Source organism: aff. Roholtiella sp. LEGE 12411 (genome assembly GCF_015206995.1).
Taxonomy (GTDB): Bacteria; Cyanobacteriota; Cyanobacteriia; order Cyanobacteriales; family Nostocaceae; genus Komarekiella.
Genome location: NZ_JADEXR010000176.1, coordinates 1 through 11,968, shown reverse-complemented (window position 1 = coordinate 11,968; position 11,968 = coordinate 1). Strand labels below are relative to the sequence as shown.

Here is an 11,968-nt window from a genome sequence, read left to right as displayed (position 1 = left end):
AGCAGTTCCTCAGTTTGTATATCAGGAGACACCAACGAGAAATCCTTGAGATGCACCACACTCAACTTCCATGCTTGGGAACAATGCTTAATTTACATGATTTTTAGCCTTAACTGAACCGTATTGGTATGGAATAGAAGGAATTAGACAAAAACCAGTTTCATCCAAGTAATATAAATCAATTTCTCCTTGTTCGTCCAATTTCTTCAATTCTTCTAAGCATACTGCCAAGAAATAAATGCCCAGCCGTCAAACAAGCGATCCTCAACACCCACGAATAATTTCAACACACGGCTGGGCATTTATTTTTATGGATCACTCTAATTGTGCAGTTTTCTCTTGATATACCTGAGGTAATGGTTCTCCTCCTACTCCTCGACGCATCCGATGCCAACTCATTTTCAGGGTTTTTAGTATTCTTTGAATTGTTTTGGTACTTGTCTGAATTCCCCATTCTTCTTTGACCTTTTGTACCACTTGCTTTAATTGCCTTGGTTCTTGTTTTGTCCATTCCCTAATTGTTTCTTGTTGTTCAAGATGAAATTTTTGTTTACAGCCCTTTCCTGGTTTGTTATATAATCCCATCATGCTATCTGATTCCCACCTATCAAACCAGTTATAAATTGTTTTGTAACTTACTTTAAAAATATTCATCAGTTTTTCTACTTTTACTCCTTGATTTGCGAGAATTAAGCAATGCGCCCGTTGACGTACCTGATGATGTCGGCTTTGGTGATAAATTCGCTCTAGTAATTTAGCTGAAAGAGGATTTATTTCCCGAATAAATATCATGGTAATTAAAATTAATCCACAATTATTCAACTGAAAAGTATTATATTATTAATTTGTGTAATTAATTCTGTACGGTTACTTACTGACCTTGTATAGCTATATTCTCTATACTATCAATAATGGCGATCGCCATTATGTACTCATCTTCAAACACCCTTGAAGCAAGTTTGTCAGGTTTAAGATGCAACCACTCATCTTCAATCCGATTCATTATGCACTGGGTAATGGATATGTTTCGGTGGATTGTGGAAATTGTCCTGAGGCCTTTAGAGAAGAAGGGTTTTGTTATCTTACCAAAGCGTTGGGTCGTAGAAATAACTTTTGGCTGGCTTAATTGGTGTCGGCGCTTGAGTAAGGATTATGAAAGACTCTCCGATACTTCCGAGACTTTTATCTACATAACAATCATTCGGATCATGGTCAGACGACTCGCATAATTTTTGACTCACTTTGACTTTTAAAACATCCTCTAAGAATAATCTGAAACCTATATAAGATAAGAAAAATCAATGGTACGACCGCGCAAGCTCTTTGCTCAGCATTGGCTCAAAAGTGAAAAGGCTCTAGATGCAATTATTAAAGCAGCAGAGTGTACACAAAGCGATCGCGCTCTAGAAATTGGCCCAGGAACTGGCATTCTGACTCGTCGTTTACTATCCTTGGTAAAATCTTTAGTCGCAGTTGAAATAGATTACGACTTGTGCGAACTACTGGCAAAGCAACTGGGTAAAAAGGAAAATTTCTTACTGCTACAAGGAGATTTTCTCACCCTAGATTTACCATCGTATTTGACAGCATTTCCCAGTTTCCAAAAGCCAAATAAAGTAGTAGCCAATATCCCCTACAATATCACAGGCCCAATCATTGAGAAACTACTGGGTACGATCGCCAACCCCAATCCTGAACCGTTTGACTCAATAGTGCTACTGGTGCAAAAAGAAGTAGCAGAAAGGTTGTATGCTAAACCAGAGTCAAAAGCCTTTGGAGCATTGAGCGTGCGAGTGCAATACTTGGCTACGTGCGAGTTAATTTGCACAGTTCCAGCAGCAGCATTCCACCCACAGCCAAAAGTAGATTCAGCAGTCGTGCGATTGTATCCTCGAAAAATAGAAATACCAGCAATTGATCCAAGACGGTTGGAGAACCTGATCAAGTTAGGATTCAGCGCAAAGCGTAAAATGTTACGAAATAATTTGCAATCAGTCGTAGAACGCGATCGCCTGACCCACTTACTGGAACAATTAGAAATAAATCCCCAAGTTCGTGGCGAAGATCTCAGCGTTAACCAATGGGTAACACTGGCTAACTTACTCAGCACTTAGCACTCAGCACTAAAAATGCGTTCCTACACCCTAATTGCCCCTGCCAAAATCAACTTGTATCTAGAAATCATCGGTGATCGCCCTGATGGCTATCACGAGTTAGCAATGATACTCCAAAGTATCGACCTTGCCGATAAAATTGATGTGCGTTCCATTAGTGTTGATACCATTCGCGTTCACTGCAACCATCCACAAGTACCGACAGATAAAAGTAATTTGGCATACCGAGCAGCGGAACTAATGGCGACACAATTTCCCGAAGCTTTTAGTAAGTATGGGGGTGTAGAAATTACCATCAACAAGCATATTCCTGTAGCTGCTGGGTTAGCTGGAGGTTCTACAGATGCCGCAGCTGTTTTGGTAGGTATAGATTTACTATGGAAGTTAGGACTAACTCAGTCAGAATTAGAAGAATTGGGAGCAACTCTCGGCTCAGATGTGCCGTTTTGTGTAGCGGGTGGGACAGCGATCGCTACAGGTAGAGGCGAGCAACTTTCTCCTCTACCAGTTTTGGATCATATATATGTAGTACTAGCGAAATACCGCAGCCTGGAAGTCTCCACCGCTTGGGCATACAAAACCTATAGACAGCAATTTAGCAATTCTTATATTAGAGACACCGAGAGTTTGACAGCGCGTGCTAATGCAGTTCATTCGGGAGAAATAGTTAAAGCGATCCTGGATAAAAACTCAACAAAAATTGCTCAAAAACTGCACAATGATTTAGAGCACGTAGTCTTACCAGCATATCTCCAAGTCTTGCAACTGCGAGAAGTGTTTGGAACTCAAGAAGGTGTTTTGGGAACAATGATGTCTGGTTCTGGCCCAACAGTGTTCGCTCTTGTAGAATCTGAACAACAAGCACAAGCAGTTAAGCTAAATTTGAGAAAAGCAATTCCTGACGAGGATTTAGAATTGTTTGTGACTCGGATGACTACACATGGAATTCAGGTAACATCATCAGTTTAGAAAAGCTTTATCGTTAATGAAAAATCAGCAAGAATTATTTCTAATTTAAAATCTAAAATTGTATGAATGATCCAAATGTAACCGAAGAGGCAGAAGCTCAAGAAAGAGTTACAACAAGCCCTTTACGCTGTTTCACAGGAGCGGTGATTTCTGGAGGAATGAGTTTCGCAGTATATTCATTGATGATTGCGATCGCCACAAATTTTGCCACCAAACCTATTCATTCAGTAAATCCATTAGTGGTAAAAATTTCCTCTGCTGTTCGTACTCTAGTTGTCGGTGTGTTTGCCTTGGGATCTGGGGTATTTGGTATAGTAGCAATTGGTTTATTAGCTTTGGGAGTCCAATTATTAGTGCAAAATTTGACCAAGCACAAAGCTAGTGACAATTAAGCCGTTAAGCATTTAAAGGGGAGCCTGCTTCATGCAATGGCTCCCCCCACGAAAAATATGCAATTTGGATGCAAAACACCCTAGTAATTTACTTTTGATGAACAACTTAAAGGTACAAAACTTCTGATCTTACCATGACTTTTTATCAGTTGCAATTTCGCATTTGTGGAAGTCTGAAGAAGTTGATGCTGTTTTCTCCATAATTTAGGAGATTGCCCATTGTTATATTGACGAAACTGCCGAGAAAAATGACACGCATTTTGATAGCCTAGCGTAGTAGCAATTTGCTCAATTGTCTGGTTAGTATCTTGAAGTAGGGGACGTGCAGCTGCTATGCGGCGCTTAATAATCCAAACGTTCACAGGTTCTCCTGTCAGTTCTTTGACTCGGTTAGTCAAGTAAGCAGACGAATAACCAACTGCCTTAGCTACATCAGACAAAGTAATTCCTTGGCGATAATTAGCTTCAATAAAGTCGAAAACTGCTTGTAGTTGAGGAACCAATGGAAAGATAGGCTCTGAGCCTATCGATACAGGTACTAGTTCGGAGGCTGGATAAGAGTTAGTAGCGTAATAGTACCTTAGTAAAGCTTGCTTTTCCAATCGGACAGCGATCGCTCTGAGCAAGTCCTCTATAGTAGAGGGTTTGGTAAGATAGTCATCTGCTCCTAACTCCATACCTTTGCGAACAGCAGCCTGAGTGTTGCTTCCAGTGAGAAAAATAAAGGGAATAATCGCTGTAACAGGATCTTGACGGAGCGTAGTCAGAACATTGTAACCATCCATATCTGGCATCAGAATATCGCAAATCACCAAGTCGGGTACATACTTTTGTGCTTGTTGTATACCAGCAAGTCCATTTTCAGCACTTATTGTATAAAATCCTTGACCCTCAAGAACGTCTAAGAAGAGATTGCGGGTATCGGTATCATCTTCAATTACTAGGATTGTTTTCGATTCGTACATCATTTTTCTATCACTAGGATTTTTGGCAGGGAATAATTACCAAACTCTGTGCCGAATACTTTTTACAAGACCTATATATGTTGACTTGAAGACATTTATTAACTAATAACTCAGAAATGGTGAAGTTTTGTTTCACTAAAAATTGCCACAATTCAAAACTTTTACCACTCCTTGTTAATAAATGAAAGCTCTAGCTCTTAGTTAACTGATAATCACAGCTTCCTAAAAGCCTGATCTCAACTATTGGTTTGCCAAAAATATATTCGGGAAGAAATAAAAGAAGTTATGATTGTAAATTTTATTTTACCACTAAATAGCTAAATACTTATCATTTATAATATAACAAAATTGCTAAACAACTGAATATGAATAAAAACAATTGTGACGTTTGTTAGTAAGTTTAGCAAATAATGAAAGTTAAATTTCATTCATGACTAATATTGACATTTTTTTAGAGATGCCCTACTAATTACCTACGAAGTTCAAAAAAATATTACAGATGAAAAATATCAAACTTTTCAACTTAATTAATACTAAAATATTCAATATGCTCATTGTTTGTAAGTTCTATTGATTAAACTTATGACTAAAGTATAGTAATGTTTCTAATTAGAGTTCAAACTAGTCAATATAAGTTAATTATAATTTTGATTCACGTTCTAATTAAGTTAATTCTCAACATGTTCGTTAACTAGTTAAATCTCTCATAGTTTTTCCGAAACATAACAAATAAGCTGAAAGTACTTGCTAATTTTTATTATGGCTAATTAATCTGTAGCTGTTATGTAATAAAAAGAAGAAGCATAATTCAAACTTTAATTTACACTCACATCATTTGTTCGATTCTAATTCAGATGTATTGGCACTAATAGTTTTAGCTTAAACAAACAAATTGTTGCTTATAAGTTGCTTATATATTTAACCTCTATTAAGTTCCTCACAAGGGATTTAACTATATAATAATATGCCTAGTCATCCGTCATAAGGAATAAATTTTTTATTAAAGACCATTTATAAAGTACATCTTTAGATGGTAGTAGATAGCATTGGATACTTCTCGCATATCCGTTGTTCGCGGATGCCCACCGTGTTTAGCTGGTGGAATCAAAGGCGCTAAAATTGCCCATTCTGAGTCACTAAGGTCTGTATAATAAAGTTTTCGCTTCATTGTTCCTATGTAGATATAATACATAAAAAGTATCCTATTGTCGCCTTTCTACCTGATAACTCTTCTTTAGATTTACTTTATAAATAGTCTCTAACCAACCCAATATTTATATGTCTTTTCTTGACGAAATTAAAAATGCCAACGCATTAATTGTAGGAGCTAGCCGAGGCATTGGTTTAGGTTTTGTAAAAAACTTGCTACAAGATGACAGAATTACCAAAGTTTATGCAACTTATCGTCAACCAGAATCAGCCTGTGAGTTAATAGCTCTTGCAGGCAAATATTCAGAACGATTAACTTGTTTGTCGATGGATATTACTGATGAGTTACAAATTGCTGAAGCCATTAAAAAGATGCGTATGGAAATCAATAAGTTGCACTTAGTAGTCAATTGTGTAGGACTACTACATGAGGGTAGCTTGCAACCCGAAAAAAGCTTAAGACAACTCAATTCAGAAAATTTGTTGCGCTACTTCCAAATCAATAGTATTGGTGCTGTCTTACTTGCTAAACACCTATTACCCTTGTTTCGCCATAGCGATGGCTCCAGTGCTGCGGTAAGCGCAGAACGCAGCGTTTTTGCTCATATTTCTGCTAAGCTGGGCAGTATTGGCGATAACCAACTTGGTGGATGGTATGGCTATCGTGCCTCGAAAGCTGCACTTAATATGTTTCTGCGAACGGCAGCAATTGAGTATAGAAGAAGCTGTCCTAAAACATTGGTCGTGACATTACATCCTGGTACAACCGATACACGCCTTTCTCGTCCCTTTCAGCAAAATGTACCTGCGGAAAAATTATTCTCAGTCGAACGTACTGTTACCCAATTACTAGCTGTCATTGAACAACTTCAAGAAGATGATAGTGGTCACTTTTTCTCGTGGGATGGTAGTAAATTACCTTGGTAACTACGTTACGCTGGTGCTAATGAAACCTAAGTTACTTGTAACTAAAGCGTATGAAGTTTTTTGTTCCAGCAGCCAAGGACGATGTTAAGGCGGAGCAGGTGTATGGCGCTATTGCTAAGTCTATTCAAGCACCAATAACCGAAAAGCGGATTTGGAAGTTACGTTGGCGTGACAATGGAACAGATCTCGAATGTGAGATAGGGAAACCTTTACCATCCTCTTACCAAACAGGGAAAGAGCTAGTTCTAGCAATCTTTGACTGTGAAAACTCTTATAGAATTTGTACTCTTACTCGTGGAGGAGTTAAGGGAAAGCCTATTCTAGTTGAAAAAAACTCTCAATCCTCAGCAATCTATTTTTCCGATAATGTAAATAACTAAAATTCAAGGAGAGTTTTATCAAAAGTTCCTCTAGTGAATCTGTTCCAAAAGACCTAGTTAATGGGGTAACTTCCGAAATTCGTGGGGTTCAAAAAGCAGCTGACTTGACATCCAACCACCAGCAAGAAAGCATAATTCAATCAGAAACCTTACCGCCTTTAACTACCGCAAGCATCAAGCGGGTACAAGAGGGTATAGCTGCGGCTAGCGATCGCGCTGTTCGTTCTATAATTGAGGAAACTTTGAATGAGTTGGAAGCTATTAACCAAGGGCATCAGCAACCTAAAGCTAAGCCTTGGCTGCGTCGCTTGGTGATGCGATCGCTTATCCATTCATTTTTCCGAGTGCGGGTTGAACACTTTGAAAGAATACCCCAAGAACCTGCAATTTTGGCAGCCAACCATCTACACCACATCGATCCGTTGCTCCTGCTGGCTGAACTCCCCACCCTACCCTACTATTACATTCTCGGCGATGCCCGTACCCTCTATAACAAGTGGTGGAAACGCCTAGTTCTCAGATTTGCGGGGGGTGTCATTCCTTTAGAACGGGTGTGGAAAGAAGAACTCGCTGTGATCGCAGCAGCTAAATCAGGACGGCAAGATCTTGTAGATTTAGCTACAGCAATTGAACAAACTGTGACTACAGGGGAAGATATACACACACTGCGACAGATAAACCGCATTGTTGTAGCAATCTTAACTCATGGGGATGGGATGGTTCTATTTCCAGAAGGACGACTGGGAACTACTGAAGCTAACTTACATCTCCCCCTGAAGCGAGGAACTGTAATTTACGCCTTACGTACTGGTGTGGCGATCGTCCCTTTAGCACTGATCGGAACTCATAACCTTTATCTAAAAAAGGAGTTAACTATTCGGGTAGGTGAGCCGTTACGCTTTTCTCAAACTACCAGACCGAAGCGTCAGGAAGTAGAAACAGCTTTAGACGCCTTGCAGAACGCAATGCTTACTCTGTTACCAAAAGACTATCAAGAACCAACAGGAACTAAGCTATTTCGTCATTTATTCAATCACATGCTTTGGTAAAAAATTCCTTGTTAAACCAGCAATTAACACTATAAGATAATCAAAATTCTCCTTTTCGATTTCCCTGAATTGGAAAATTTTAAACAATATTTACCAGTTTATTTACCTCGCCACAGCTTTTGTAATGCCTGAAAAATCTTGACAAACATTTCTTCCAGCCAGAGCATAAAACTGTCAAGCCATTCTAAAAGCTGCTCTAAGGGGTGCTTTTCATAGCCCATTAATGTTGCTGTGGTCTCTATCCAATCTGGCTTGGCCTCCATTTGAGTGCTTTGACGAAGCCGCTGGAAAACATCTGGTTTGGAACTCTCGCTTTGAGATTGGGAAACACGGTTTTGAGTTTGTTTTGCAGGGATAATATTGCCAGATATTTTTTGATTTGAGGTGAAATTACGGGTGGTTTGTTTCTTTTGCACCAACCCAGATTTGGCTTTTGGCGATGTCTCAGGACAAACCGTTTTGCGTCTATGCACAACTTTCTTAGGCATAGACATCTCTGGTAATATATTCGGAGCTAGTATAGGATTTAGTCTTTGGGACACTGTAACTGGTTTGTTAACAACTGTCTTAGACTGACCAAATAAATCACTCAAATTCAGCCAAGGATCTGTTGGTACCTGATTATGCAACTGGGGGCTTTTAGGTATATTGAAACGTCGATAGGGTAATGGTTTGCCTTGCAATTGTCTTTGATTGCTGCTTGGGTTAAGTTTCTTACCTGCGCCAACACCAAAAAAGTAATTGAGTGCTGCTTCAATTAAAGCCTGAAAATTCAGTGTTTGAGTTTCCAAACTATCAGCAGTTACTGCAATTTCTCCTCTAGCAGCTAACCGCTCTTTACCATAAATAAATATATTTAACTGTGTTTGGAAAACTTGGATAATTTCCCGACTGCGTTGTTGCACAGGTACTACTGCATTCATTTCCAACTTGGCGACAGATGCATCTATAAATGCCAGCAATTTACTCTGATTTATTAAATTTAAATCTTCCGATGTATCTTCAGTAAGATATGCAATTTCACTTGTCCTTTTACCAGTGAGTTTTGCTAGTAAGCGGTCAATTTCTGGTAATAAGATATTTTCTTTTTTGACTTTAGCTAACCGCCAAAAAGACCAATAATTAGCAATTTCGCTAATAATTTTGTCTTCTAATTTTGCCTGCTGCTGGGATGTCAAAATATCCAGAATTTCATTATCGGCGGTAACTAGTACCAAATTGCGATTCAGCAAATTTGTGGCAATTCCCCGCACAACTGGAAAATGGCACTTAAGAGCATCCTTTAGCTGTGAGGGGTGAATACTCCCTGCTGGATTATTTGAAATAGCTAAAGATTGAGGAGGATTAGCGTGCTCTGTAGGTTTATGATGAATAGCTTTCGACCACAAAGTCCTCAAAAATGCTAAGGGATTTAAAGTTGCATTCGAGGAAGTAGCAGTAACCTCTTGCGATGAAAGATTTTGGATTTCCCCTAATAGATGCTGGATAGGGGTGTCAACAGTTAGGGGAGTTTCCCCAAAGAAATCGGTATCATTTGGTTGTAACTTGAGCCTAGATTGTGGTTCTTTAGTGTGTAGCGTTTTTCCAGATAATTCCGATGATTGCATCAGTAGATATACAGTGTGAAGTAGTGTTTCTAAACTCCACTTGGTGGCAACTTGCAAGTGCCGAAAGGTGTTTTCCCACTGTTGCGTCAACCGCCGAGATTGCTGGTTGACAAAGTTAAATAGTCTGCTTTGATAATGACCAGAAGAACCAGAAGACATGGTAGTGATTTGTTAGTTTTAAGTCTTGTTTAGTTGTGAGACTCCCGCCAAACAATAAAAACGACAAACTGTTAATTATCGTAAGTGTCCTCATCTTAGCGAAAATATGACCCCTTCTGTCTCTCAATCTCATACTAGATTCATCTTGGAAGCAATAGAGAAACTGCGCTCTTGTTGCCAAGTTAATGTTCAGTCTAACTGGTTATATCAGGAGCATGACCAGGTTATTACTGATGTTGCCACATCTGATTTATCTGCTTGGCAAATTTCCCCACTAAATACTAAAGGACATATTGCTTGGACAGGTGGGAAAAAAGTGCTGTGGCTGGTGCAAAGATTGGTGGTTCCCCAAGATTTACAGGGTTATGCCTTAGGAGGGTTATCTTTGCGGCTGGCGCTAGTTTGGTGGGCAGACTCTGCCAAAATTTATGTAAATGGAGAGTTGGCGCTGGAGGGCGATTTATTTGATTGCTCACCCAGAGTGCTTCTTAGTCGGGGAGTAACGCCAGGAGAAGAATTTACTGTTGCTTTGCGGTTAGAGAGTCCGGAACATTGTGATGGTGCTTTGGTGCGATCGCTCCTTGTATATGAATCTACTGATGATAATAATCCTGATCCGGGTTTTGTGGCTGATGAATTGGCGGTAGTACAACTTTATTTAGAAAAGTTTGCGCCGGAGAAGTTGGAGGAGTTGGCGGCGGTAATGAGGGAGGTAACGAACCGCAGAGGCGCAGCGGAAGGGCAAGAAGAGTTGGTAAAATCATTCTTACTCCTACGTCAAAAGCTTATTCAATTCAAAATCGCTCGACTGAGGGAAGTCGAAGTCCAAAATCTCAAATCCAAAATCTATTTATTAGGTCATGCTCACCTAGATTTAGCATGGCTTTGGCCTGTAAATGAAACTTGGAATGCAGCACAAAGCACTTTTGAATCAGTTCTGAAATTGCAAGAAGATTTTCCTGAGTTAATTTTCTGTCATTCAACTCCGGCACTTTATGCTTGGATTGAAGAACATCGCCCAGACTTGTTTAGAGCAATTCAAGCACAAGTAACAGCTGGACTTTGGGAAGTTATCGGTGGAATGTGGGTGGAACCAGAACTCAACTTGATTGCTGGTGAATCAATAGTCCGTCAGCTATTATATGGTCAGCGCTACATTCAGGAAAAATTTGGCAAGCTTTCAACTGTGGCCTGGGTTCCGGATACTTTTGGTTTCTGTGCAACTTTACCGCAGTTTTTTGCTAATGCAGGAATCGAGTATTTTGTCACGCAAAAGTTGCGGTGGAATGATACTACTAAGTTTGATTATGGTGCTTTTTGGTGGCGATCGCCTGATGGTAGCGAAGTATTTAGTTTGATGTCTGCACCTATCGGCGAAGCCATTGACCCAGTGAAAATGGCATCATACGCCTTTGAATGGCAAACCCAAACAGGTTTACCAGAATCGCTCTGGCTCCCTGGCGTCGGCGACCACGGCGGCGGCCCCACTCGTGATATGTTAGAAACCGCCCAACGCTGGCAAAAGTCGCCTTTCTTCCCAGATCTAGAATTTATAACGGCTGAAAAATATCTACAACAAATTCAATCAGCAGTCAGGATACAGGATACAGGAGGAGACAGTGGTTATTTATTCTCCTTGTCTTCCTTATCCCCCTCCTCTTCTCCTCCCCCCTTCCCCACTTGGAATGACGAATTATATTTAGAATTCCATCGCGGCTGCTACACTACTCACGCAGATCAAAAACGTTGGAATCGTCGTTGTGAAGGGTTATTGTATCAAGCGGAACTATTTGCTACTTTAGCAAGCGTAAGCTGTGGCGTGACATATCCCAAAGCAGAAATCGAAGCAGCTTGGAAGCAGGTATTATTTCAACAGTTTCACGATATTTTGCCTGGTTCTTCAATTACCCAAGTTTATATAGATGCACTGCCCCAATGGCAGCAAGTGGAACAAGTAGGAACGAAGATATTACATGAGTCACTAAGAGCGATCGCATCTCACATTACCTTACCAGAACCACTAAAACCCAATAGTTTACCTATTTTCGTTTTCAATTCTCTCAATTGGCAGCGTTCTGAAGTAATCTCTATCCCCTTACCCACATCAGCAACAGCTACCCAGGAATGGCATATTTACGATATTTCTGGAAAACAGCTTGTCTCTCAATTGTCTGAACCATCAACACTACTATTTATCGCAACCGAAATCCCACCCGTAGGCTACCGCCTCTTTTGGCTTTCCCCCACTCCCCCACTC

General features: G+C 40.0%; 11 protein-coding genes and 2 pseudogenes. 8 read left to right on the top strand and 5 right to left on the bottom strand.

Annotated features, from left to right (window positions below; all coding sequences use genetic code 11):
- Positions 1-315: 315 nt before the first annotated feature.
- Both IQ246_RS25545 and IQ246_RS31045 read right to left on the bottom strand, forming a co-directional pair.
- The gene (locus tag IQ246_RS25545; protein WP_244142161.1) at positions 316-792 is read right to left on the bottom strand and encodes a helix-turn-helix domain-containing protein; all 477 of its coding nucleotides are present in this window, start codon (positions 790-792) and stop codon (positions 316-318) included.
- A 79-nt stretch (positions 793-871) separates the two neighbouring features.
- Positions 872-1,003, bottom strand: coding sequence for a hypothetical protein (locus IQ246_RS31045; protein ID WP_255515640.1), 132 nt, complete (start codon positions 1,001-1,003; stop codon positions 872-874).
- 34 nt (positions 1,004-1,037) lie between these two features.
- Here IQ246_RS31045 and IQ246_RS25540 point away from each other — a divergent pair.
- The 4 genes and pseudogenes from IQ246_RS25540 to IQ246_RS25525 form a co-directional block, all read left to right on the top strand.
- A pseudogene (locus IQ246_RS25540) lies at positions 1,038-1,229 on the top strand (transposase); the annotation flags it as partial.
- A 72-nt stretch (positions 1,230-1,301) separates the two neighbouring features.
- Positions 1,302-2,114 carry a 16S rRNA (adenine(1518)-N(6)/adenine(1519)-N(6))-dimethyltransferase RsmA gene (gene rsmA, locus IQ246_RS25535; protein ID WP_194006120.1) on the top strand — a complete coding sequence of 271 codons (813 nt, stop codon included), beginning with the start codon at positions 1,302-1,304 and terminating at the stop codon, positions 2,112-2,114.
- A 15-nt stretch (positions 2,115-2,129) separates the two neighbouring features.
- The gene (ispE, locus tag IQ246_RS25530) at positions 2,130-3,083 is read left to right on the top strand and encodes a 4-(cytidine 5'-diphospho)-2-C-methyl-D-erythritol kinase (protein ID WP_194006119.1); all 954 of its coding nucleotides are present in this window, start codon (positions 2,130-2,132) and stop codon (positions 3,081-3,083) included.
- A gap of 62 nt (positions 3,084-3,145) precedes the next feature.
- Positions 3,146-3,475, top strand: a complete 330-nt coding sequence (locus IQ246_RS25525; RefSeq protein WP_194006118.1) for a DUF3082 domain-containing protein — start codon at positions 3,146-3,148, stop codon at positions 3,473-3,475.
- An 80-nt stretch (positions 3,476-3,555) separates the two neighbouring features.
- Here the strand turns inward: IQ246_RS25525 and IQ246_RS25520 are convergent, their stop codons facing one another.
- Together IQ246_RS25520 and IQ246_RS25515 are read right to left on the bottom strand one after the other, a co-directional pair.
- Positions 3,556-4,443, bottom strand: a complete 888-nt coding sequence (locus IQ246_RS25520; protein ID WP_194006117.1) for a response regulator — start codon at positions 4,441-4,443, stop codon at positions 3,556-3,558.
- Between the two features lie 1,021 nt (positions 4,444-5,464).
- Positions 5,465-5,608 (bottom strand): annotated as a pseudogene (locus IQ246_RS25515) (transposase); the annotation flags it as partial.
- 110 nt (positions 5,609-5,718) lie between these two features.
- Here IQ246_RS25515 and IQ246_RS25510 point away from each other — a divergent pair.
- From IQ246_RS25510 to IQ246_RS25500, 3 genes are all read left to right on the top strand, one after another.
- On the top strand, positions 5,719-6,516 hold the full coding sequence (locus IQ246_RS25510; protein ID WP_194006116.1) for an SDR family NAD(P)-dependent oxidoreductase: 798 nt from the start codon (positions 5,719-5,721) through the stop codon (positions 6,514-6,516).
- A gap of 50 nt (positions 6,517-6,566) precedes the next feature.
- Positions 6,567-6,896 carry a hypothetical protein gene (locus tag IQ246_RS25505; RefSeq protein WP_194006115.1) on the top strand — a complete coding sequence of 110 codons (330 nt, stop codon included), beginning with the start codon at positions 6,567-6,569 and terminating at the stop codon, positions 6,894-6,896.
- 104 nt (positions 6,897-7,000) lie between these two features.
- Positions 7,001-7,945, top strand: coding sequence for a 1-acyl-sn-glycerol-3-phosphate acyltransferase (locus tag IQ246_RS25500; protein ID WP_194006114.1), 945 nt, complete (start codon positions 7,001-7,003; stop codon positions 7,943-7,945).
- Between the two features lie 98 nt (positions 7,946-8,043).
- Here the strand turns inward: IQ246_RS25500 and IQ246_RS25495 are convergent, their stop codons facing one another.
- Positions 8,044-9,711 carry a hypothetical protein gene (locus IQ246_RS25495; protein ID WP_194006113.1) on the bottom strand — a complete coding sequence of 556 codons (1,668 nt, stop codon included), beginning with the start codon at positions 9,709-9,711 and terminating at the stop codon, positions 8,044-8,046.
- A 106-nt stretch (positions 9,712-9,817) separates the two neighbouring features.
- On the opposite strand from IQ246_RS25495, the gene IQ246_RS25490 reads away from it, so the two are divergent.
- The coding region (locus tag IQ246_RS25490; protein WP_194006112.1) for an alpha-mannosidase at positions 9,818-11,968 on the top strand (2,151 nt) is incomplete at its 3' end.